Source organism: Hymenobacter ginkgonis (assembly GCF_009755225.1).
Classification (GTDB): domain Bacteria; phylum Bacteroidota; class Bacteroidia; order Cytophagales; family Hymenobacteraceae; genus Hymenobacter; species Hymenobacter ginkgonis.
On sequence record NZ_WQKZ01000007.1, the window covers coordinates 1 to 24,065 of the forward strand.

General features: G+C 58.6%; 16 protein-coding genes. 8 read left to right on the forward strand and 8 right to left on the reverse strand.

Annotation, left to right across the window (positions count from 1 at the left end):
* Positions 1–241: 241 nt before the first annotated feature.
* Complete coding sequence (locus tag GO988_RS24675; RefSeq protein WP_198172959.1) at positions 242–649, reverse strand: DUF4288 domain-containing protein; 408 nt, start codon at positions 647–649, stop codon at positions 242–244.
* A gap of 1,023 nt (positions 650–1,672) precedes the next feature.
* Between GO988_RS24675 and GO988_RS20760 the strand changes: the two genes are divergently transcribed.
* Positions 1,673–2,113 (forward strand): hypothetical protein, encoded by a 441-nt coding sequence (locus GO988_RS20760; RefSeq protein WP_157569223.1) that lies wholly within the window; start codon positions 1,673–1,675, stop codon positions 2,111–2,113.
* A gap of 323 nt (positions 2,114–2,436) precedes the next feature.
* Complete coding sequence (locus GO988_RS20765) at positions 2,437–2,907, forward strand: hypothetical protein (RefSeq protein ID WP_157569225.1); 471 nt, start codon at positions 2,437–2,439, stop codon at positions 2,905–2,907.
* A gap of 38 nt (positions 2,908–2,945) precedes the next feature.
* Here the strand turns inward: GO988_RS20765 and GO988_RS20770 are convergent, their stop codons facing one another.
* The 5 genes from GO988_RS20770 to GO988_RS20790 all read right to left on the reverse strand — a co-directional run bounded on the left by GO988_RS20770 (position 2,946) and on the right by GO988_RS20790 (position 12,739).
* Positions 2,946–5,090, reverse strand: a complete 2,145-nt coding sequence (locus tag GO988_RS20770) for a T9SS type B sorting domain-containing protein (RefSeq protein ID WP_157569227.1) — start codon at positions 5,088–5,090, stop codon at positions 2,946–2,948.
* Positions 5,091–5,896: 806 nt separating this feature from the next.
* Positions 5,897–7,705, reverse strand: coding sequence for a hypothetical protein (locus tag GO988_RS20775; RefSeq protein WP_157569229.1), 1,809 nt, complete (start codon positions 7,703–7,705; stop codon positions 5,897–5,899).
* Positions 7,706–8,291: 586 nt separating this feature from the next.
* A complete protein-coding gene (locus tag GO988_RS20780) occupies positions 8,292–10,649 on the reverse strand; it encodes an ABC transporter permease (RefSeq protein WP_157569231.1) in 2,358 nt (785 codons plus the stop codon).
* A gap of 21 nt (positions 10,650–10,670) precedes the next feature.
* A complete protein-coding gene (locus GO988_RS20785; protein WP_157569233.1) occupies positions 10,671–11,366 on the reverse strand; it encodes an ABC transporter ATP-binding protein in 696 nt (231 codons plus the stop codon).
* Positions 11,367–11,482: 116 nt separating this feature from the next.
* Positions 11,483–12,739, reverse strand: coding sequence for an efflux RND transporter periplasmic adaptor subunit (locus GO988_RS20790; protein WP_157569235.1), 1,257 nt, complete (start codon positions 12,737–12,739; stop codon positions 11,483–11,485).
* Between the two features lie 302 nt (positions 12,740–13,041).
* Between GO988_RS20790 and GO988_RS20795 the strand changes: the two genes are divergently transcribed.
* Positions 13,042–14,424, forward strand: coding sequence for a sigma-54-dependent transcriptional regulator (locus tag GO988_RS20795; RefSeq protein ID WP_157569237.1), 1,383 nt, complete (start codon positions 13,042–13,044; stop codon positions 14,422–14,424).
* Complete coding sequence (locus GO988_RS20800; RefSeq protein WP_157569239.1) at positions 14,414–15,769, forward strand: sensor histidine kinase; 1,356 nt, start codon at positions 14,414–14,416, stop codon at positions 15,767–15,769. The genes GO988_RS20795 and GO988_RS20800 overlap by 11 nt, the downstream gene beginning before the upstream one ends.
* 121 nt (positions 15,770–15,890) lie before the next feature.
* Here the strand turns inward: GO988_RS20800 and GO988_RS20805 are convergent, their stop codons facing one another.
* On the reverse strand, positions 15,891–16,412 hold the full coding sequence (locus GO988_RS20805) for a DUF6169 family protein (protein ID WP_198172962.1): 522 nt from the start codon (positions 16,410–16,412) through the stop codon (positions 15,891–15,893).
* The gene (locus GO988_RS20810; RefSeq protein WP_157569242.1) at positions 16,369–16,518 is read right to left on the reverse strand and encodes a hypothetical protein; all 150 of its coding nucleotides are present in this window, start codon (positions 16,516–16,518) and stop codon (positions 16,369–16,371) included. Before GO988_RS20810 ends, GO988_RS20805 begins: the two co-directional genes overlap by 44 nt.
* Before the next feature lie 1,368 nt (positions 16,519–17,886).
* On the opposite strand from GO988_RS20810, the gene GO988_RS20820 reads away from it, so the two are divergent.
* The 4 genes from GO988_RS20820 (at position 17,887) to GO988_RS20835 (ending at position 24,032) form a co-directional block, all read left to right on the forward strand.
* A complete protein-coding gene (locus tag GO988_RS20820; RefSeq protein WP_157569244.1) occupies positions 17,887–21,024 on the forward strand; it encodes a PAS domain S-box protein in 3,138 nt (1,045 codons plus the stop codon).
* 346 nt (positions 21,025–21,370) lie between these two features.
* Positions 21,371–21,949 (forward strand): hypothetical protein, encoded by a 579-nt coding sequence (locus GO988_RS20825; protein WP_157569246.1) that lies wholly within the window; start codon positions 21,371–21,373, stop codon positions 21,947–21,949.
* A 122-nt stretch (positions 21,950–22,071) separates the two neighbouring features.
* Positions 22,072–22,539 (forward strand): hypothetical protein, encoded by a 468-nt coding sequence (locus GO988_RS20830; RefSeq protein WP_157569248.1) that lies wholly within the window; start codon positions 22,072–22,074, stop codon positions 22,537–22,539.
* 407 nt (positions 22,540–22,946) lie between these two features.
* The gene (locus tag GO988_RS20835) at positions 22,947–24,032 is read left to right on the forward strand and encodes an NHL repeat-containing protein (RefSeq protein ID WP_198172964.1); all 1,086 of its coding nucleotides are present in this window, start codon (positions 22,947–22,949) and stop codon (positions 24,030–24,032) included.
* Positions 24,033–24,065 lie beyond the last annotated feature (33 nt).

Genomic DNA, 24,065 nt, shown 5'->3' on the forward strand with positions numbered 1-24,065 from the left:
CCCAAGTTGGTACCAACTTGGCGACCCACTCGCCCAAGTTGGTACCAACTTGGCGACCCACTCGGATTCGCTGCGCGAATCCGAGGCGCGCTGTTCCCCGCCATCGCGGCAACCCGTAAAAGCGCGCCCCTGGCTGGCCCCATAACGGCGGGCAGGCTACCGCCGAAAGGCAGGCCTGGTGGAGCTAGCCGCCTGTTTTTTTTACCAGTTATAAGCCGTCGTTTGCAGTATGTAAAAAAGCTCAACTATTTGGTTGCCAATTCATTCCTGTACGTAAGCGTCGATTGTTCAGGGTTGAGAATACTTCCACTCCTTGCCCACCTAAAAAAGCATCTACTTCTTGAATATCAAGGTAGTAGCTATCTGTAAAGACCTCGAATTGCCACCGTACGAGTAAGCCAGCTGAATTCAAATAGGGTTCCGCATACGCTTCAAAGCTGGGCAACAGTTTCTGTTTTGCCTCTTCTTCGGTCGGCGCCCTAATCACTAAAAGCCTATCCTCATACTTCTGCATCCCGTTCGTCTTGTTCTCAATCTGGATAGCGAAGCGGGCTTGAATGCACCAAAAAGAGGGTTCTGGTGCTGTTTCTTGGCAGGTCAGTCCTTCAATGGCCTCAATAGTTACCCCCCTCACGAAAGGCTGTTGCACAAGGAGTGGAAGCTGAGCTAGTGGGAGGCTGGCGGCTAAACCAGCCGGCCGATTGCGAGAGCCCAGACGGGTGAAAGAAGTCCCTCCTGGTAACAGCGCCACTAAGCGCTGATAGGCTTGTCGGTACTGAGCATCTATTTGCCTAATCCGCTCGCGTGGCGCAAGTTGGACAACGGATTGATAACCGGGATAGGCTAAGTGAACCCGAACAGACGCGAGTTGGGAAAGCGAATGGAGGTCTGTTTGGGACAGACCCCAAGGTTCTAAATCAAGTGTAGCCGACATTTTCTGCCTTAATAGTCCGGCAAAGTACTACGCCGGCCGCGTCCCAGAGGAAGGCCAAAACCGTCACGATTCCAAGGTGTGTCCGGGATGCCACATTACATTAAGTGGCTTTTCCAAGGAACCAAAGCGGGAAGGAGTTGACCGCTACCTTACCTAAAATTCTATTTATGACAGAACAACAGCGCTTAGTAGCCTACATTCAGGGAGAAGCAGCTCCCTCTTCAGCCGTATTCATTGAGATTCAACACGTGTCAGACCCAGCGGCCTGTTTAGCCAAGCTGGTTACGATTATGCAAGGCGTGCTATCACTACCGGACGAGTTATGGGACGAAGATGCGGCCGTGCAGTGGGAGCTCTACTTGCCTACTTGGTTCGTAACGAGCATGAAGCAATTCTCCTTGACGCAGATTATGGCCACCCCTGGCCAGTGGGAGTATGAGTCCTGGGTCGCTACGATGTGTGCTAGGCAGTGGGAATGGTGGAGTTCCGCAGTAGGTCCAGCTTCTTTGAGCATCACCCTTGACCTCTTAGGTCTGCCTTACAATGGGGGACCCATTTTCTACGCTGTAAAGGCAAGTTGTCCAATGGGATACACGGTACAGGCTACGGAAAATTTCTGAAAGCTACGTGATGAGCTTATAACATGTATTGACGTAACTGGAGGAGTAATCACTGTTAAAGTGCCACTAGGCTTAGCCAGGATATATTTTCGCGTAAAACGCACTTAGTCAAACTGTTATGATTCAAGTGCTCGTCAATGGCCAACAACTCCTTATCCCGAGCGATGCTGAATGGGCCGAAATTCTTCGAGGTGGCGAGTTGAATGGCCGGCAAACATCCGCCACTTTTCTGTGGTCAGTGCAACGTTGCCTGCCGGTAGTGGCGCAGTATGCCGAGCTTAGTCTAACTATCCTTGATTTAGATGGTTGCCACTTTTTCACCAAGGTTTTTTTAGGCGTTGCTGATTACAAGCAGCGCGTATTTTTAGAAGAACTTCAGTGTATAGTTTGTAATTGGTCAGGTTGGACAGCGGACCCTTTAGTAGAAGATAACTACATAGGGCTCCCCTGGGACTTGGTGTTACCGTTGATTCAGAAAGCAATGACTTTTCCATTGTCTCCTTGCCCAACCTGTGGCGCCAAACTACCACGTCGTCACCCCATCTGGGTAGCGTATTAATCAGTCTACTTCACTACCAAAAAGGTAGTTACTAGTCAAAAAAGCTGCTAAATATTATAGTGGAGCTTATAACGTTTCTTAAGCCAACAATTATAAAACGTCACAGTCGGCTATACTCAGTTGTCAACTGAGCGGTTAACTTCTGTGATATGCTTGCTCAGTCAGTAAAGAGGGCTAGTGCACTTGACTGGTAGTTACTATATTTAGCAACTACTCGCTTGCTCGCTGTACCCCCTTTTAAGCGAGGCCATTATTAGACGCGGCCTAGGGAGCTTTTCTGTTTCCCCACTTATACGACCGCTATTTTGCGTAGTGTCCTTGCTATGAACAAACTGCTATCACTTTTACTAGGCACTTGCGTGCTGGTTATCGGCTGTAGTAAGGAGAAAGAGAATGCTCCCGTGCCCGTACTCACCACTACGAAGAACACTATTCAGTATCAGGTTAATGGTCAAGCGCTCACCCAAGAGGCTAGAGTAAGCTACCAGCCTGCCTCGTTGCCAACTCGCTCCTTTGACTTGCTCACTATCGAGGCGGGCGATTCGGCGCGAGCCTCAGCTAAAGAATATGTGCAAGTGGCCTTTATTAAGGGAGCCGGCCGGCCGGAAGTTGAGTATGGCATCGTGGCCATCCGCTTCATCGACTCGGCCAACAACCTTACGTGGGGGCTCAATCTGCAGGGCACCTTAGCCCGGTCGAGCGCCACATGGAACGGCTCGTTTGCCGGTACTACTATGGACCAGTTTGGCAACCTCAAGACCACAATAAAGGGGGTGTTTAGCAATGTACCCTAAGACAATCAGTCTTGGAGATTACACCTCACTGCCTACGGTTAACGAATTACTTCTACCCAGCCCTTCAGGCGCCGCCCCGACGTGGGCTGGACTAATAGGTAGTAGTACTGGCCCTGGGCAAGGCCGGAGGCCGCCCATTGCCCGTCATACTGCCGCTGCTCGTACACGAGCCGCCCCCACCGGTTGAATACCTGTAAATCCCACACCTTAGGTTCCAGACCGACTAATTGGAACGTTTCATTCTGCGCATCCCCGTTGGGGGTAATCACATTAGGGAGTAGAAAGGGACAATCCTCGCCAAAGTGCACTTGCACTTGCGCCTGGCTCGCGCAGCCCGTCCCGGAGGTTACCGTCACGGTGTACGTACCGGGCGCGGTAGCCGTAAAGGTGGGGCTAGTACTGCCATCCTGCCACTGGTAGGTGGTGCCAGGGGGTTGAGCCGTGGGGGTCAAGCGCACTTGTTGGCCCGTACAAATCGTTTGGTTGGGTTCAAGCAAAATCTGGGGAGCCAGCGAAGTTACGGTGACGGAGTCGCGCGAAGGGCAGCGCTCGGGGGCGGTTACTTCCACCGCGTAGCGCCCATTGTGGGTGGCTACATACTGTGCAGCGGTTGAGCCGTCTTGCCAGCGAAAGGTCGTGCCAATCGGTTGGATTGGCGTTACCCGCAGCACGACGGGACCTTCGCTACAGGGTGGTGCCGGCTCCATGACTACGTGGGCCTGGGTAGCCGGCTGAATCGCAACGTGTTGGCTGTAGGTATACGTGGCGCCGCTCGCTTCCCGTACGGTCATCGTCACGGGATAGGTGCCGACCGCCGCGTACTGATGGGTAACCATTGGGCCGCTGGCCGAGTTGGCGGTACCCGCCGCTGGTTCGCCAAAGTCCCACGTAACTGTGGCCCCGGGTAGGGTTGGGTAAAGAGAGGCGGTGAATACAGCAGCTTCTCCCAGGCAGAGCGCTGAACGCAAGAGTCCGAAGTTAACGAGTACCTGGCTGGGTACGGGCGGGCGCACGAGCCCATTAGGTAGCCCTAGCAGACTGTGGTGGTCGGGCGTAAAGCCCGCCACGGCGTTGAATTGGAATTGGCACCCTGGCCCGAGCGTATTCGGCGAGCCAATTACACAGACTCCGTACGAATTAGTGCCTTGGGCATACAGCGCGCCGTATATTTTTTGGTCTGGGCCTAATTGAAGCGCGCCGAAGGTGGCGAGGGAACTAGTAGCGATGGTGACGACTTCTGCGGTGAGTAGGTTATACTGGTAGAGGACCGGGTCGGAACTCACGTATAAGAACTGGCTATTGGGCGAAAATTCTACCCCGTAATACTGCTGGGCGAGCGCGCGGCTTACATCAGGAAGTCGACGCGGGCCCGACACCACGCCGGTGCCATAGTTGAAATCAAATACTTCGAGCGGCCCATTGAACTGGGCAACCGCCAGCTTTTGGCCCGTTGGCGCGACCTTCATGTACCCCACCGCGTTGTAATCGTGCCGCACATTGCCCCCCCCTTGGTGCGGGGTTCCTGCTGCCGACTGCACGGGCGCGAGGCGGAGCCCGCCGGCCGTCAGCAAGTAAGCAAGAAAGACATTACTATTCCAGCCGTGCACTAGAAGCCAGAAGTCTTGCTGGTTAGCGTGGCGCACGGCCACCAGTTTTTCGGTCAGGCGGCCATCGCCCAGCGGCACGGGTACCCGGATAGCTTTCGTCACCACTTCCCCTAGGCCCCCTTGCTGGGCCATATCAACCACGGAATACTGCAGGCCGCGTTGCAACCCGTTTTCGACTGCATCTACCGTGAAAATATAGTACTGCTGGCCGGGCCCCGGCTTGGGCACGATTGTTACCCCTTGAGTGGCCGAGTTGGGCAGCGTTTCGGAGCGGGTTGGGTCCTCAAAGCCGCCAAGCCCTTGGCCGTTGGTCATTACCTGGTGCAAACGATTCCAAACGGTGAGGCCATTAGTGTAGAAAAGCAGTTGGCCCTGCGCATCCGAGATGCTGGCACATCCCTCCCCTGAAACCAGGGCCCCATCCGTTAACGCGTGCACGCTAGTTGCGGAGAAGGCTAGGCCGGCTTGTTGCCCAAAATACCACGTAGTAAATTCTGCTTGGCCGTAGGCGGGCAGACTTCCCAGTGCACAGACGACTAACCATAGCAAAGCGAGCCACTTTACGGAAGTACCCATGTACAAAAGGCTAAACAATTAGTTAGCGGTAAATCAAGGTTTTGTATAAGCAAAGGAAAGAATAAAAGAGGCAGTTAATTCCTTTCTTCTGCCGGTAAGTGATAGCAGCCTTACTATGTAGATCGTCGAATTACTTCAGTTAGCTATTCTCAAGGGGCAACAGTGTATGCATCGTGTTGCTCCCAGGCTTAGCAACTGCACGCTTAGTCCCTAATTGATAGCGGTAGGCCCCGAAAGGTGCGCCTTTCGGACCCGCCAGGACTTGGGAACTTTGGAAGTTACCATGGGCAACTTGGTAGACCATTCTGTTGCGCCAGGGATTAGGCGCCTTTTGGGGCCGCCTGGGCTATTTCGAGCGTATGGCTGCACGCGTTTCAAACAGGCTAGCTACCGAGCAACAAGCAGCTACTACAGTCTAGGGCGACGACTGGTCGTTGCTGGCGTACTGTCCAGCTGGCGACCAGCGCTGGACGGTAAGTGTCGAGGCCCTTGCCACCTCAGTCTACTAAAAAGACCCAGTAAGAATAACCTGGCGTTCTGTCCGGCTCGTCCAGCCTCCCTCCGGCCGGCAGCAGGTCGCGACAGGCAGGGAAGGCTGGCTAGCGGAAGGGGTCCGGCTCAGAACAAGTGGCCGTGGCCCAAACCCGCGCGGCGCACCGGACTGAAACTAGCGGTAGCTGCTAGGCGCGCGCTTTACTCGACCGTAAGCCGCAGGGCCTGGGTGCCTACCCGCACCAGGTACAACCCGGGGACGTAGCCCGCGGGCAGCCCCAGCGTGGCCGTGCCCGCCGCGTCGGTCGTGACGGCTAGCACCTGGTGGCCCAGGGTATCATAGACGTGTACTGCCGACCGGGGGGGGGGGCGCCGGTGAGCGTGGCCATCCAGCGGGTGGGGTTCGGGAACAAGACCAGCGCGGACGGGCTGCTCCGGGCCACGGCGCGCACGGGCGAGTAGCTAACCGTGCCGTCCGTATCTACCTGTTGCAGGCGGTAGTAGAGCAGGGCTGCACTGGCCGGCAGCTGGGCATCTACCCACTGGTAGCGGCGGGTAGTGTTACTGCTGCCGGCCGCCGCTACCATGCTAAGGACGGCAAACGTGCGCCCGTCTAGGCTGCGCTCCACGCCAAATGCGTGGCTATCCTTTTCCGAAGCAGTGCTCCAGGCCAGGCGCACGGCGGCTGGGCCGGCTACGGTGGCCGTGAAGGCCGTTAGCTCCACCGGTAGCGGGCCGCTAGGGGTGCCCTCGGGGGCAAAGGCGTAGATTTGGTTGAGGGCGGGCTTGGTGTTCAGGTTGTCGGTGGCGGTAGTGCTGCTAGCTGTGGGGGCCGGGCCGGTGCCGTTGAGGGAGAGGAAGTAGCCATCGGTGTCGCTCAGGCCGATGCTGGCGCTGCCATTGCGCACGCTGCCGGCCTCGGGGCGGTACACAAACCAGATGCGGCCGGAGCTCTCAAACAGCCGGACCTGGAAGGAGATGGCCGCCGCCGCCGCGTTGTATTCCCACCGGGCGTTGCGCCACTCGGCGGTGAAGACGCGGTTGGGGGCCGTGCCCGTGGTGGCGTAGTAGAAGCCGCCGCCGGTCAGATCTAGGTCATCCCAGAGTGGGGCCAGCAGCGGGCGCGGGGCGCCAATGGTCGAGGACAGGTTGTCTGTGATGCCAGTGCCGGTGCTGGCGATGTTCTGGCCGAAGGTGAGCCAGCCGTTGGTGCTGGCCGACACCGTGGTGTAGGCCTGCCCCCGCAGTACGAAGGGAAAGCCCAGTGGCAGGCCGTTGTAGAGGCCGTCGTCGGCAAAACCCGCCGAGCGGGTGGCGGGCGCGCCCGCCACCTCCTGGTAGGTGCCCGCGTCCGACTCCTGCAGGCGGGCCGCAAAGGCGAGGTTCGAGCGCGCAGGCGGGTTGAACGCGTAGGTTTGCCCAGTGGCCGGCTTGGCGACAAGGTCGTTGGTGGAGGTGCTGTAGCTGGCCGCAGGGGCCGGGCCGGTGCTGTTCAGCGAGAGGAAGTCGCCGTCGGGCCCCGCCAAGCCGATGGATGCTCCCGCCCCCGCTACAGTGTTGACCGCCCCGGTTTCCTGCCGGTACACCAGCTGCACCCGGTTAGTGGTTTCAAACAGCTGCACCTGAAACGAGATGACGGGCGTCGGCGCGTTAAAGCTCCACTTGACCTGGCGCCACTCGGCGGTGAAGACGCGATAAGGGGGCGTGCCGGTGGTGGCGTAGTAAAAGTTGCCCAGGGCCAGGCTCAGGTCGGCCCAGAGCGGGGCCACCAGCGGGCGCAGGCCGTTGCCGCCGGTAGCGAGGTTGTTAGCGAAGCCCGGGTTGGCAATGTCCTGCCCAAAGGTGAGCCAGCCGTTGGTGCTGGCCGAGACCGAGGTGTAGCTCTGGCCTCGAAATACGAAGGTGAAATTTAGCGGCAGGCCATTGTAAGCCCCGTCGTCAGCCGAGCCCAGCGAGCGGGTGACGGGCGTCGTGGCCAGCTCGGTATATGTGCCGCCGATAGCCAGCAGCGTGTAGCTCGAGACGGGAAGGGCCGTTTGAGCGCGGGCAGCGCGCGGAGTCAGGACCAGGAAGGCCAGCAGCGCGAGGATGCCCAGCGGGGCAAAGAAGTAACGATAGCGCATCAGCTAGGAGGAGGGAAGGGCGTTACTCGGCCTGGGTTGTGGCGTAGCCCCCGCGCCCGGCGCCGGATGAGGTGGACTTATTTCGAAGGTCAATAGTCGCCCTAAAAAGGTGGCTTTCCTACAAAAGGGGCCTAGACAAAGAGCAGGCAATGCCAGTAGCGACTTATCTATCAGCTACTTAATTTTTATTGCGCGCCCGCGCCCGGGGCCTGTCATCTGCTGGCCAAGCGGCTTCGTCGGCCGTGCGCGCCGCGCCTTCTCAGCCGGCTCCGCGTAAGTTGACGCTACCGGAGATGGCAGAGGCCAGTGCGCATGCTTAGCCTCGGTCACGGACGAAGCCTTGGGTGATCTATGCGCTGTGTCTTTCCTTACAAAAGTCACTTCACATAATCTGGCTTCTGAGCCGAGGCAGGGAAAAGTGCCGGTTTGAGGTTCCCTAACTGCTAAACATGGGATAGCACTTTTTTAGGGTAGCAAAGAGTAGGAACAGAAAATACTGGTAGGCGAATTTGTTGAACGACATTTACCAATTCATAAGGGTAACTCATTGCTTTGAACAATTCAGAGCAGACAACCTATCCTCCTATCACTCGGCCCGCAGGCTCAGCACCGGGTTGCGGCGGGCGGCCCGCCAGGCCTGCACGCTTACGGTGAGCCAGGCAATGAGCAGGGCCCCCATGCCGGCCGCCGCGAAGTACCACCACTGCCACGCCACACGGTAGGCAAAGCCTTCCAACCACCGCTGCATCAGCAGGTAGCTCAGGGGCAGCGCCAGGACGATGGCCACGACAACCAGCCAGGTCAGGCTGCTGGTCAACTGCCACACAATGCCCAGCTCGCTTGCGCCCAGGGCCTTGCGGATGCCGATTTCCTTGCGCCGCCGCTCGGCGGTAAAGGCCGCTAGCCCCAGCAGGCCCAGGGCAGAAATGAGGATGGCCAGCCCGGCAAAGTAGCGGGCGAGCACCGCCACCCGCCGCTCGGCTACGTACTGGGCCTGGTAGTCGGCATCCAGAAACGCGTAGTCAAGCGTAAAGCCGGGGTTGTAAGCGGCGTACAGCTGCCGAAGCTGCGCAATTGTGGCCTGCTCCGCGCCCGGTTGGAGCTTCACGAGCACCGTATTTATCGAGGGGTCGAGCTGGAGGAGCAGGGGCTTGATTTTTTCGTGCAGCGACTCATAGTGGAAGTCGCGGACCACGCCCACGATGCGGCGCCCGTCGAGCTGTTGGCCCACGGGGTCCGGCATGCCCAGGCCGGCCACCAGGGTTTGGTTGACGAGGATGGCGGCGCTGTCGGCCCGGAACTGCGGCGCAAAGCTGCGGCCGGCTACCAGGTCCAGGCCCATCGTTTCCACCAGGTCATAGTTGACCAGCATCGTCCCTACTGGCAGACGCTTTCCCCGCCAGCTCATCTCCTCCACGTGACGCCCCCCCAGGAAGCCGCCCAAGACGCTAGACGCCTGCACGACGCCGGGCAACTTCCTCACCTCGCTCAGAAACGCCGCCTGCTGGCGCGCCGCCTTGCCGCCCGTATCGAAGCGGAGCACGTGGGCTTTGTCGTAGCCCAGCGGTTGGCGCTGCACAAACGCCAGCTGCGCGTTGACGACCACCACGGCCACGATGAATAGCACCGAGAGCGTGAATTGCAGCACGACTAAGCCCTGCCGCGTCCACACGTCGCCGGCCTTGGTCGGCAACTTGCCTTTCAGCACGGCCGCCGGCTGGAACCCCGATAGGTAGAACGCGGGATAGCTGCCCGCCAGCAGCCCCGTACCCAGCGCCAGGGCCAGGCTGGCTGCTACCAGCGGCCACTCCCAGCGCAAGGCCAGCGGCTTGCCCGTCAGCGCGCTGAACTGCGGGAGCACGAGCTGCACCAGGCCCACGGCCACGACCAGGGCCAACAAGGCCATCACTACGGATTCCGTCAGGTACTGCCCCACCAGCGCGGCGCGGCTCGCCCCCAGGGCCTTGCGAATGCCCACTTCCTTGACCCGCCTCGAAGCCTTGGCGGTGAATAGATTCATGAAATTGATGCTGGCAATCACCAGAATGAGCCCGGCAATCAGGGCGAACAGCCGCACGTAGGTAATGCGCCCCCCGGTGGCAACGCCGTTTTCGTAGGTGCCGTGCAAATACGCCGCCGAGAACGGCCGCACAAACAGCGTGCGCCCCTGGGCCTGGGCCTGCGCGCTTTTGGTTTTCAGCAAGCCCGCCAGCTTGGCCTGAAACTGCGCCGGGTCGGCTCCCTCCTTCAAGGCTAAGTAGGTGTTGAAGGGGCCTTCGTCATCCCACTTGATGGTCTCGTTCATGTGCATCAGGTCCTTGAACGAGGCAAACGGCAGCACGCAGTCAAATTGCTCAGACGAGTTGCGGGGCACCCCGGCAAACACCCCGGCTACCAGGCAGGTCTGCTTTAGGTCGGCCATTTGCCATTCCACGGCTTTGCCCAGGCTGTTCTGCGGCGACTGAAAGAGCTTGGTTGCCAAGGCCTCAGAGAGCACAATCCCGTTTTTATCCCGCAGTACCGTGGCGGGGGTGCCCACCAGCAGGGGGTAGGAAAACAGCTGGAAGAAGGCTGGGTCCGCGTACTTGGGGACGGCGGTGAGGTGCTGGCCGCCCGCCACCAGCGTGAACCCGGGGAAGAAGGGTACCGGCGTGGTGGTGGCCACCAATTCAATCTCCGGCATTTCCTGCCGTAAGGCCTCGGCCAGCAGCGGCATGGTGCCGCCTTGGGTTTCAATGCCGGCGGCCGTGCGGCGGTTTTCCATCACTTGGTAAAGCCGGCCGTCCAGGGCATGGTAGCGGTCGAAGCTGCGCTCGTCGCTTATCCACAAGTAGATGAGCAGCGCGCAGGCCAGGCCGGTCGAGAGGCCAATCAGGTTGATGAAGAACGTGCTTTTGAACCGCTTAAAGATGCGATAGAGTAGCAGCAGGGGGTAGGGAAGCATGGCCGAAGGAGGAGGAGTCGGTTAGAATTGGCTGCGGCTGTGTTCCAGCACCACCTGCCCATCGAGCAGGCGGACGACGCGCCGGGCGTACCGGGCGTCGTGCTCGGAGTGCGTGACCATGAGCACGGTGGTGCCCGCCTCGTTTAGTTCGGTCAGCAGCCCCAGCACGTCGTGGCCGCTGGCCGAGTCGAGGTTGCCGGTGGGCTCGTCGGCCAGCAGCAGCGGCGGGGCGTTCACCACGGCGCGGGCCACAGCCACGCGCTGCTGCTGGCCGCCCGAGAGTTGCAGCGGAAAGTGGTTGCGCCGGTGTAGCAGCTGCATTTTCTCCAGCACCTGTTCCACCCGCTGCCGCCGCTCGCTGGCCCCCACGCCTAGGTAGCGCAGGGGCAGCTCCACGTTTTCAAACACCGTCAGCTCGTCAATCAGGTTGAAACTCTGGAACACGAAGCCCAGGCTGCGCTTGCGCAGCTCGGCCCGCTGGCGCTCGGAGTAGCGGCTGGTCTCGGTGCCCAGCAGTTGCAGGCTGCCGCCGTCGGGCTCGTCGAGCAGGCCCAGCAGGTTAAGCAGCGTTGATTTACCGCAGCCCGAGGGGCCCATGATGGCTACAAACTCTCCTTTCTCCACGCTCAGCGAGACGTGGTTCAGCGCCTTGGTTTGCACCTCTTCGGTGCGGTACACCTTCTCCAGGTTTTCGGTCTTAATCACGTGCAGGGACATAAAATGGATAAGCAGTAAGCAAAAACGATTGTCATGCAGAGCGCAGCGAAGCATCTCGCGTGCTGACGAATGCAACGATGGCACGCGAGATGCTTCGCTGCGCTCTGCATGACAACCTAAAGAGAATTATCCAGCACCAGTTCCTGCTGGTCGGCATAGCCTTCGTAGCTGGAGGTCACGACCTGGTCGCCGGGCCGCAGGCCGGCCAGCACTTCATAATAATCGGGGTTCTGCCGCCCTAGCCGGATAGCCACCCGCTGGGCCCGGGTGCCGTCGGCCCCCAGCTTGAAGGCCCAGTTGCCTACGGTTTGCTGGTAGAAGCCGCCTTTGGGCAGCAGCACCGCCGGGGCCTTCGCACTCAGCGCCAGCCGGATGGGCAAGGTCTGGCCCCGCCGCAGGCCCGGTGGTGGGGTACCGGTAAAGGCCAGGTCGATTTGCAGACCTTTGGCCACTTGAGCGAAAATTTTGGTCACGCGCAAGGCATACGCCCGGCCCTCCACCACCACTTCGCCTACTTGACCGGCCGCGATGCGGGCAATATAAAACTCGTCTACCGCGGCGTGTAGTTTCACGCCCGCCAGCGCGTCAATCTGCCCTATGCGCTGACCCCGCGTTTTGGCCTCGCCCACTTCCGCGGCCAGCGAGCTGAGTCGCCCACCCACCGGGGCCCGCAGCAGCAGGTCGTCCATCTTGCGCCGCATCAGGGCCAGGTTGCTGGTCATACGCTGCACCGATTCCTGCATGGTACCTAACTGCTGCTGCATGGCTATTGAGTCTTGGCGTAGGGTCTGCTGCGTCAGCTGTCGCCGACGCAGTTGGTAGCGGTAGGCGTTCTGGCTCTGCAAGTAGTCCTGCCGCGCAATCACCTTCTGGTCGTAGAGCACCTGGTTGGTGTCAAACACCCGCCGGGCCTCGGCCAGCTGGAAGTCGATGTCGGCTAGCTGGTTTTGGCGTAAGATGCGGTTTTGCAGCAGCTGGTTGCGGGTGTTGCGCAGGTTGTTCATCAGGTCGTACACGGCCGTTTCACGGTTCACCATTTCCAACTGCAAGTCGGGATTGGCTAGCCGCAGCAACGGCTGGCCCGCTGTTAGAGTCGTGCCTTCCTCCACTAGTACCTGCTGCACGGTGCCGGCCTCGGCCGCGTCCAGGTACACGGTGTGCAGGGGCTGCACGACCCCGTCAATGGCCGTGAATTCCTGAAAGTTGCCCCGCGTGACGGGGCTAATGGTCAGCCGGTTGGTCGCCACGTGCAGCCGCTGGCCTGGCTTAGGCCAGTAGAAGCCGGCCACTCCCGTGCCCGCCAGCAGCAGCGCCCCCAGCCACCACCAGCGGGTAACAAACGACCACTTTCTCTTCGGTATCAGGACATCCATTTGGTTCGGCGCAGGCACTAGCCGCAAAAAGCTAGTAGCCGGAGGTGCCAAGAACAGTGCCTTACTCACAAAGCATTGCTATTCAATAATCTGATTTGGAAACTTGGTAGCCAGCGGTTGCCGAGCGTCCGGTTATGATACAGTTGACCGTTCGGTTCTGATACAGTCTGAATCTATTGACGGACAGAAAACGACCTGGCCAGCTGAAATCCAGTGTTTTCAGAGGTCTGCACGGTTTATGTGGCATGGGTTGGTACGGGTGCCAGATAACCCCGACTTTTACGTTTTACCCATCCTTTTTCATGATTCCTAAGCACGCCCGCATTCTAGTGGTAGACGACGAGCCCGATGTACTATTCGCGCTCAAGCTGCTGCTCAAAAGCGAGGTGCGGGAAGTTGTGACGGAGCGCAACCCGGAACTACTGCTCTCCCTACTCCGCCAGCAGCCCTTCGATGCCGTGCTGCTCGACATGAACTACCGCAGTGGCCAGGCGACGGGCAACGAGGGCTTCTACTGGCTGGGCCGTATCCTGGAGTACAACCCTACCACGGCCGTTATCCTAATAACGGCCTATGGCGATGTGCGCACGGCGGTGCGCGCCCTCAAAGCCGGCGCTACCGACTTCCTGCTTAAGCCCTGGCACAACGACCAGTTGCTGCAAACGCTGGCCGCCGCCCTCCAACCTAAACCCGGCAGCAAAAGCGGGGGTAGCCCGAAAAAGCCAGCAGAGCCGGCCGCCACTACTGCCCTGCTAGGGGAGTCGGCCGCCATGCAGGAAGTGCGCACCATAATTGAAAAGGTAGCCCCGACCGAAGCCAACGTGCTGCTGCTCGGCGAGAACGGCACGGGTAAGGAACTGGTCGCCAAGTCCCTGCATGAGCAGTCGCGCCGCGCCGCCCGGCCCTTTGTGGCCGCCGACGTAGCCGCGCTCAGCGAAGGGTTGTTTGAAAGTGAGCTGTTTGGGCACATAAAGGGCGCGTTCACGGATGCCCAGGCCAGCCGCGTGGGCCGGTTTGAGGCGGCCACCGGCGGAACCTTATTTCTGGATGAGATTGGCAACATCGCCCTGCCGCAGCAAGCCAAGCTGCTCACGGCCCTGCAAAACCGCCAGGTGGTACCCGTGGGAAGCAATACCCCCGTACCGGTGGATATCCGGCTGTTGTCGGCCACCAACGCTCCGTTGCACGCCCTGGTAGCCCGCGGTGCTTTCCGCCAGGACTTGATGTACCGCCTCAACACGGTCGAAATCATGCTGCCGCCCCTGCGCGAACGGGACGACGATGTGCAGCTGCTGGCCCAGCACTTCGCGCAGGTGTACGCGGCCCGCAACCGGCAACCCGTGCCGGAATTCAGTGCCGCTGCCCTGCGCAAGCTTCGGGAGCACCCCTGGCCCGGCAACGTGCGGGAACTGCAACACGCCGTGGAGCGGGCCGTTATCCTAGGGGCTGGCCCCGTGCTGCTTCCGGCCGATTTCTCGTTTCGGAACCCTGAATCTGCGGTGGCTTCCGCGGCGGCAGCACCAGCTGCGACCGTGGATGAGCAGCCGCTGCCGTTGCTGGAAGTAGAAAAGAATACCATCCAGCAGGCCATTGAGCGCCACCAGGGCAACCTCACCAAAGCGGCAAAGGAACTGGGCCTCACCCGCACCGCCCTCTACCGTCGGCTCGACAAGCATGATATTTAACAGCCTGGATGTTCGCCTGCTGGGACGATTAGTACTGCTGGTAACCGCGCTGGCCGCGGGCGGCTACGCCACGCAGCACCACGCCTACGGGCTAGCCCTGGGGGCGCTGGGGCTGCTGATAGTGTTGGTCCTGGACTTGGCCCGCTACCTGACGCGCGGCCAGCAGGCCCTGGCCGACTTTACCCTGGCCCTCCAGTATCGCGACTTTTCGCGGCAGTACCCGGCGCAGTCCGGCCCGGAGTCGCTGCGGCCCTTGCACGAGGCCTTCAACCAAGTCAACGCCACGTTTCGGGAGCTGCGCGCCGAGCAGGAAGGGCAGTTTCAGTACCTGCAAACTATTCTGGCGCTGCTCGATACGGGCATCGTGTCCTACGACGCGGCGGGCACCGTGGCCTGGGTGAACGAGGCGTTTAAGCAGACGCTGCACCTGCCGTACCTGAAAAACATCCGGGCGCTGCAATCCCGCCAGCCGGTTTTCTACGACGCTATCTGCCGGGCGGTGCCCGGCCAGCCCGTGGTAGTGAAGCTGACAGTGGGTTCCCAAACGGTGCAGCTGCTCGTGTCGGCCACCCAGTTTAAGCTACGCGGCGAAGCATTTACCCTCTTGGCCTGCAAGAACGTGAGCCAAGCCCTGGCCGACACCGAAACGGCCGCCTGGCAGCAACTGCTACGGGTTATGACGCACGAAATCATGAACTCGGTTGCTCCCATTGCCTCGCTAGCGGATTCGCTGGGCCGCCACGTGCAGCATGCCCGGCAGCAAGAGGCTTCCACCGAGCTGCTCGACGACGTGGGCACCGGCATTCGCATCATCCAGCAGCGTAGCGAAGGGCTACTGCGCTTCGCCCAGGTGTATCGGGACTTTAGCACCCTGGCCTCGCCGCAGCGCACGACGCTTTACGTGCAGGAATTGCTCCAGGCCATCCGGCAACTGCTGGCGGAACAACTGGCCGCGCAAGGCATTGCGGTCACCCTTAGCGTTCTGCCCGCCCACCTCACCCTGCACGCCGACGGTCATCTGCTGGAGCAAGTGCTCATCAATCTGGTGCTCAATGCGGCACAGGCACTCGCGCAAATCCCCGACCCCCACATTAGCTTGCAGGCCTGGCCCGATGAACAGGAGCGGGTGATTATCGAGGTGAAGGACAATGGCAGTGGTATTCCTGCCGACGTGCTGGACAGCATCTTTATTCCTTTTTTCACTACCCACCCCAACGGCTCCGGCATTGGATTGAGCTTGGCTAAGCAAATCATGCAGTTGCACCAGGGCAGCATTGAGGTCCACTCCATAGCTGGGGAGGGCAGTGCGTTTCAACTGTGGTTTCCTACCTCGATTATCTACTAAGGGTTGCGTTGATAACCAGACGATTTGTGGACTAATCCAAATATTGCAAGAACGCCCCTAAACATGCGTTTTGGGAGCGTTCTTGCTCCCTTCTCTACCCACTAACGTTACCGTCGATATGCTACTCAGGGTTCTGGCCCATGATGTGATTCAATTTATCTTCCAACGTCGGCAGCTGGTGTTGCAATTCAGCTGCGAACGGATTAGTGTCACGGTAGATAAGGGTCGCATAGAGCCCATTTGCTTCGCTCACCACATGCCGAAGCAAGTGTGCATCATTCACCTCGCGGAACCAGCGGCTAAATAGCCGATGCCGATAGGCTGCTCGTTGCCGCTTACCATCTTGACACACGAAGGTGAGAACCCGCCGCTCATCCTGGAAAAAATGAGCCAACTCCTGCAGAATAGTTGCCTTAATGCGCGGGTCGTATTCTGAGGTAGTGTCGTCCGTATCTAGCTCTTCGGCTACCAAGCGCATAAAGCCAAACATGGCTGCGTACTCGCCCACTGCTAAGCCTGGAAAATAGTCTACTGCTGGGGAGTAGTAGAGCAAATACGCGTCGCCGACGTCCGTTGTGAAGGCGTAGCCTTGCGCTGTTTCAGTGAGTAGGTACGGCGTGGGGGTGGAGGAAGGTCGACTCATGCAAGGCTTTCTTGTCGCCCCGAATAGCGGCTTCCAAGCGCTTTTTATCCGCCGCCATCTGCTGCACGACGCGGCTCCAGTCAACTTTCTGCGCGGAAGTAGCCATGGACAAAGATGCTTTGCGGGACAGGACCCGGCGTGAATTAGTGTTAAAAGAGCAAAAGGAAGCTGTTAAACGGCTTACTGTGCTTGGCAAAGATAACGGCGGACTATAAAAAATGGTTTGCTATGTTTGCCTCCTTTATTGTCCGATAATTGCTTTTATGAAAAGTGGAGGGGGTTTCCCGCGCGCCGCACGCCGCGGTAGCCGCAACGGTGGGACCGTGTGGGGCTAGGCCTACGGTCGCGGAGTGAGTTCCGCTCGTCCCACCCCGAAGTCGTAGCTCCGACCAGCTGGTAGTAGCTGGTTTGACCTACCAGCCCCGACCAGGTCAAAGTAGCCCCCCTAAGTAGGTCCTGCGGATCCGGTAAGGAGGTTCCCTGCCACAGGCCAGACGCGCCAAGCAGGGCCGTCGAAGGACCGGCGAGCGCCAATCGGGCTAGGCATCTAACTAGCGTATGCTCACTAAGGGGCTATTTTGACCTGGTTGGACCTACTTTGCCCTACTTAGGGGTTCCTGTGAAACGAGTTTTAAATTCTGCTGTCCGTGAACTGCTGGCAGCTGCCCACTAGCGGGTGGGAGTCGGCCGCGGTAGGGCCCGACGAGTGGAAGAGACTCGGGTACGAACGGCGCGCAAGAGCCGAACTTTGTAAAAGCCCCACTAGGAACCTCATCCTGCCCAAAGTACCACTTTGGCGATAGCCTGCTAGGAGGTTAAAAATCGCGCTGATTCCAAAACTTGTCCAAAAAGTAGCGTGGCTGTTGCAGAACTCGCCAATTTGCCTAATAAGGCGAGTATTTAACGCAAAAGCGAGCGAGAAGCAGACTGATCACCCGTTTTCTAGGCTGATTTGGCACCCAGCAATGCCTTAACTGGAGTTCTGCAACAGCTACAGTCGTTTCACTGGACTTACTAGGTGGAACGACCGCGGTAAGCTGGCAATCTACTTGGGTCAGTAGGGGGCTCAGAAAGTATAGCTCAGCATCAGCACCTCCTGGCCCTACTTCTTGACCCACTGAAAAGCGGCTAGTAGCTTGTTCAGCTGGGGTAGGAGAGGAGGCATCAGTATAGCGCACCTTTCGGAGCGGGCGAATTGTAGAAAGCTTCCGTGTCTAACCGTTAGTTAATTAGCCTATCTATTAGGCAGCGTGTTAATTGTGCTGGGCATAATATAAATTTTCCTAAGACATAAATGCCTATCTTACATGATATTCAAACTATAGTAAATATTATTTTAGACTGATTTTAAGATTAAATCAATAGCAACTAGTCTTTATTCAATCGAGTTGCCTTGTGCGCTTGTCAGTAGGCAACCGCACGCGCGCTATAAACCAGTTATCGCTTGCCCGCTAGGCCGGTGAATCTATACCCTATGAAGGAAAGTGAGAAGAAGTACCGGCGTTTAATTGAAGCCAGCCAGGATTTGTTAATTACGATTAACCTACAAGGCAACATCACCGATACCAATGAGGCAGCGGTAACCCTGACAGGTAGGGAACGTGACGCTTTGATGGGAGCTGATTTTTTCGCCTTTTTTACCCAGCCGGAAGAGGTCTGGGAAGCTTACCGGGAGGTGGTGGCCACTGGCACGGTCAACAACCGGCTGTTCACGCTGCGCCAAACTAATGGGACCCTGATCGAGGTGTTGTTCGACGGCTCTGTAAACAAGGACGATCAGGGTGTCGTGCTAGGCGCCGTGATCATGGCGCGGGAAGTGGCCGAGAAGAACTGGGCTACCGAGCTGGGTATCGCCAACAAGGAACTCGCTTTTCAGCACAACGAAAAGGAAAAGCGGGCCGACGAGCTCAGCATTGCCAATGAGGAGTTGGCGTTTCAGAACGATGAGAAAGAAAAAAGGGCCCAGGAATTAAGCGTCGCGAATGAAGAGCTAGCCTTTCAGAACGATGAGAAAGAGAAGCGCGCCGCGGAGTTGAGCATCGCCAACGAAGAATTAGCCTTTCAAAACAACGAGAAAGAAAAGAGAGCGGCAGAACTCGGAATTGCCAACCAAGAGCTAGCGTTCCAAAACGACGAAAAGGAAAAACGGGCGGCCGAACTGAGCATTGCCAACAAAGAATTAGCGTTCCAAAATGACGAGAAGGAAAAGCGCGCCCAGGAGCTTAGTGTGGCCAACACGGAGTTAGCTTTTCAAAATGACGAGAAAGAAAAAAGAGCCCAGGAATTAAGTGTGGCCAACACGGAGTTGGCATTTCAGAATAACGAAAAGGAAAAACGGGCCGCCGAGCTGAGCATTGCTAATGAGGAACTGGCTTTCCAAAACGATGAGAAGGAAAAGCGAGCGGCCGAGCTGAGCATCGCCAACAAGGAATTGGCGTTTCAAAATGACGAAAAGGAGAAACGCGCGCAGGAACTCATCATCGCGAATGCGGAGCTAGCCTTTCAGAACGACGAAAAGGAGAAACGGGCCGCGGAGTTGGTCCTTGCCAACAAGGAATTGGCCTTTCAAAACGACGAGAAAGTGAAGCGGGCGGCTGAGTTGCGCGTCGCCAACTATGCCCGGGGCCTGATTGAGGCCAGCCGCGACCCGCTGGTGACCATCAGCCCGGAGGGGAAAATAACGGACATGAACCAGGCCACCGTGAATATCACGGGCATGGACCGCGCGCAATTGATTGGGTCGGACTTCTTCGTCTACTTCACCGACCCGCAGATGGCGCGCGAGGTGTACCAAGAAGTATTTGCTAAGGGCACCGTGGCCGATTCGCCCCTCACCCTGCGCCACAAAGACGGCAAGCTGACGGATGTGCTATTTAACGGGTCGGTGTATAAGAACGACGAAGGCAAGGTGCTGGGGGTAGTAATTGTGGCCCGCGACGTGACCGACCAGAAGCGCATCGCGACGGAGCTGATTGAAGCCAAATTTGCGGCCGAGCGCGCCACCGTACTAGCTGAAGAAGCTCAGGCCAAAGCGGAAAGCGCGACCGGCATTGCCGAAAACGCGGTGAAAGCCAAGCAGCAGTTCCTAAGCAACATGAGCCACGAAATTCGGACGCCCATGAATGCCATCATCGGCTTTACAAAGGTGGTACTGAAGACGGAGCTAACCGAAAAGCAGCGGGAATACCTAACGGCCATCAAACTCAGCGGCGACACGCTGATTGTGCTCATCAACGACATTCTGGACTTGGCCAAGGTAGACGCGGGCAAGATGACGTTTGAGCAAATCCCGTTCAAGCTCGCCGCCTCGGTGTCAGCCATGGTGCACCTGTTCGAAACCAAGATTCAGGAAAAAAACCTAGCGCTGGTGATGGAGTACGACGCCAAAATTCCGGAGGTGCTGCTGGGGGACCCCGTGCGCCTGCACCAAGTCATTCTCAACCTGGTGAGCAACGCCGTCAAGTTCACGAGCGAGGGTACTATCACTGTCGGCGTGCGGATGCTGGTGCAAGACCCGGAAAAAGTCATCCTGGAGTTTGCCGTGACTGACACGGGCATCGGCATTGAGGAAGCCAAGCTGGGCACCGTCTTCGACGACTTCCAGCAGGCCACCAGCGGCACCAGCCGCCTGTACGGTGGCACGGGCCTGGGCTTGGCCATTGTGAAAAATTTGGTGGAGCCCCAAGGCGGCACCATCCATGTAAAAAGTAAGGTGGGGGTAGGCTCCACGTTTAGCTTCATCCTGAGTTTTGGCAAAACGACCGAAAAAGCCGATGCCGAAACGGGCCTGACCATTGAGTTAGAGACCGGGTTCAAGGATGTCAAGATTCTGGTGGTGGAAGACATTGCCCTGAACCAGCTGCTGATGAAGACGCTGCTGGAGGACTTTGGCTTCGAGATGGACGTGGCCGGCAATGGGAAAATAGCGCTCGAAAAGCTGCGCACTACGCGCTACGACATCGTGCTCATGGACTTGCAAATGCCGGTCATGAATGGGTTTGAGGCTACTGAATACATCCGCAATGAGTTACATCTGAAGCTCCCCATCATTGCTCTAACGGCCGACGTGACGACGGTAGACGTAGAGAAGTGTAAGGCTGTGGGCATGAATGATTACATTTCCAAGCCCATTGACGACAAGCTGCTTTACAGCAAAATTATCAAGTACCTGAAGCAGGTCGACTTCGATAAAACTGTTGCGCCGACCGCGGTAGACTTCCAGCCCCAAGCCCTGAGCTGCGTCAACTTTGACTACCTGCAACGGATAACCAAAAGCGAAGCACGCATGGCCGAAATGATTGGCCTCTATATACAGGAGATTCCGCAGTTGGTGCAGACGATGAAGCAAGCTATTGCCGAAAAAGATTGGCTGGTGCTGAAACGCGCCACGCATTCGCTCATCCCCACGTTTGCCACGATGGGTATGAGCGCGGAATATGAGGAAATTGCCAAAGCTATTCAGGGCAAGGCAATCAGCTTGATTGCTGTCGGCGATGGGGCCAGCCAGGAAGCTCTGACGGAACTTATAATCTTGTTTTCGAAGATAGAAAGTGCCTGCACCCGGGCCGCCCAAGAATTGGCAGAGAAGCTATTGACACTTGCGTTTAGCTAAGCTGGCCAGAAACTAGGATAGCGGTTTTTGGCCAGCAAGGCGCACCTTACGGACGCAGCTTTTTTCGATTCACCTAACCCCCGCCACGCGCTGGAAACGCACTCGCTGTGGACTTTCTGAGCCCCCTAAAGGTGAGCTTGTCAAGGCCGAGCTATCTCGAGTAGCTTCACGTTCGTAACTAGTCCTTTTCAACCGAGCGGGCTCTGCTAGAGCTAGGTCGAGTACGTATATGACGCTGCAAGCGCTTCCCCTTACCAACCAACTTAGCTGGCTGCCTTCCCACCCGCAGCAAGCAGCCGCGGCGTGCGCTCGTTTACCCAGTGGCTACGACGCCTACCTCAAGCTTTTGTCTCCCCTCGGGATCGACCCGAGTGTGCCGATTGCTTCGTACTCGTTTGCCAAACGTACCCTGGCTGACTTAAATGCCCGGGCCGCTTTTTGGGACAGCTATCATATCCAGCAAGGCCAGCCGGAGCCTGCGCGTTTACGGCCGATTACGTACCGGGAGGTAAGCGCTCAACTTGGCCTAGCGTATGGGGAGACCTTGGATAGTGCGGCGATTCAGCACTATTATGGTGAGTGGCCCCCGCACTTAGGCAGCAGTGCTGAGTTAACGGAAGCCTTTGTGCGGCAACTCGTCCACCTGCTCGGCCCCCAGCAGCCCGCGTATCTGTATGGGTCGGCGGACGAGAGCAATGGCGTCTGGGACGCGGAGGGCTTTCGCCAGGATTGGTTCGCGCAGGGGCAAGTACTGGACTTAGTAACCGTGTTTCAGCAGCAGGGCCAGCTCCCGACCTACTGCTTTGCGCCGGACCACGCGTGGTGTCTCTACCAAGGAGAAGTAGACTGGCTCGTGCTGGGCTGCGCGGCGCCGCTAGCGCATGCCTTATTGAAAGAGCCGACGATAGAAGCGTTTCGGTTGTAAGCTTGCCCCACCGCTTTACCGGCTTGTCACACCAGATAAATGCTCGTTCAACAACTGTCGTTGATTTCTACGCACTCACAGCAGCCCATTGGGGTGCCTGTTGCACCCCTACTGCCCGACCCATGCCCATTCAACTAGCGGAATGGCTCCGCACTGGGCACATTTTGCCTTTGCGCTGGGGAGCTACCGCACACGATTTCGTCGATTTTTGGCCCACTGCTCAAGCCGAAATAGACCACTTACGGGCCTTTGGCTGTCCCTATATCGTGCTAGATGACGTCGAGTTCTACTTCACGACAGACCCTTTTGAAGATCTCTGCGAAATCTGCATTCAGGTATGGGCCCTACCGGAAGAGGCTAATTCAGCGTATTTTGACTATGGCTGGCTACGTCCAGGGCTCACGAATAGCCAAGTGCAAGCCGCCTTACAGGCCCAGGGAATAGCATACAAAATAGAACGAGGTCCCGCCTTTCAAACGCCTAATCTGCGGACAGCTGAAGGGATTCTATTTGGCTTTTACTCGGACTTCGAAACGGAAGCCGACGCTAGGTTAATGAAAGTATACCTCGGCCAACAAACAGGATTTTAGAGAAGATAAGCTAGGAAGAATAGCCATTGTTTTATCTAAAATTATTTACATAACATAACACTTCTTATATCCCGAGTCTTGGAATAAATACGGGTTTCAGCCTGGCCGGCCGCTACGTCTGAAGTGGTATTTTGCTGGGGACTAAGCTTCCAACTAAGCGTTTGATGAACCGCATCCCTGCGAGCGGTTTGGCAAACGAGGAATTGTGGCTAGGTTTGGTAGACTAATCCCGTGCCGCCATGGGCGGCTGGCCACCAAGTAGTAGGCCGCTACGAGCGGGTTATGGAAAGCCGCCTTTCGCGCCTACCTTTCTCTCTCCCACGGCCCCGGTGCGTCGCCGGGCTAGCCCAAAAGTGGCCGGCGCTGCCCCTCACCTATTCAGTTCCCCTTCCTTCCCCTCCCGTTCCGTGCGCTACCCTCTTTCCACTGCCCTGCTGCTGACGGCCACCCTGTTGAGCTGCCAAAAAAAGGACGACCCGCTTGTCGCGGCGCCCACCTATCTGGTCAGTACGCTGGCGGGCACTGGCACTACTGGCCACGTCGACGGGCCGGGCAGCACGGCCACGTTCGCTGGGCCGAGTCAGGCCGCCCTTGACGCGCAGGGTAATCTCTATGTGGCCGACACCGACAACCACTGCCTCCGTAAAGTGACACCCGCCGGAGTAGTCAGCACGCTGGCCGGCCGCGGCACCGCCGGCTACCTGGACGGGCCCGCCGCCACCGCCGCCTTCAACGCCCCCACCGGAGTGGCCGTAGACGGGCAGGGCACGGTGTACGTGGCCGACTCCCGCAACCACTGCATTCGCGCCATTAGCCCCGCCGGGCTGGTGAGCACCTGGGCCGGCACCACCGCCCCCGGCTTGCTGAATGGCCCCGCCCTGACGGCCCGGTTTTGGGAGCCGACGGGCCTGGCCTGCGACCAGCAGGGCACGCTCTACGTGGCCGACGCGCGCAACGAGCGTATCCGCCAAATTACGGCCCAGGGCGTGGTCAGCACGCTGGCCGGTAGCGGCCCTGCGGACGTCCAATTCGTGCCCGACAACTTCGCCGACGGCCCCGCGGCGACGGCCCTTTTCTACTACCCCTCCGGCGTGGCAGTAGACGCGCGCGGCACGGTATACGTGGCCGACTACAACAACCACCGCGTGCGCAAAATCGTGGCGGGCACGGTGAGCACCGTGGCCGGCAGTACTGGGGGCTACGCCGAGGGGGTCGGCAGCCAGGCCCAGTTCTACCTGCCCACCAGCCTAGCCGTAGATGCCAGTGGCGTGCTTTACGTAGCGGATTGGGGCAACGGGTGTCTGCGCCGCATCGCGTCCAGCGGCCAGGTGAGCCTGCTGGCGGGCAATCCCCGTACGCTGGGCTACGCCGATGGGCCCGCCGCGACCGCCCTCTTCAGTCGCAGTGTGGGCCTCGCCGTGCTGCCCTCGGGCGCGGTCCTCTACGTGGCCGACTCCAACAACCGGCGCATCCGGCAACTCACCCGGCAGTAGGGGCCGGACTACCGTCCTGCGCCTGGCTTGGGG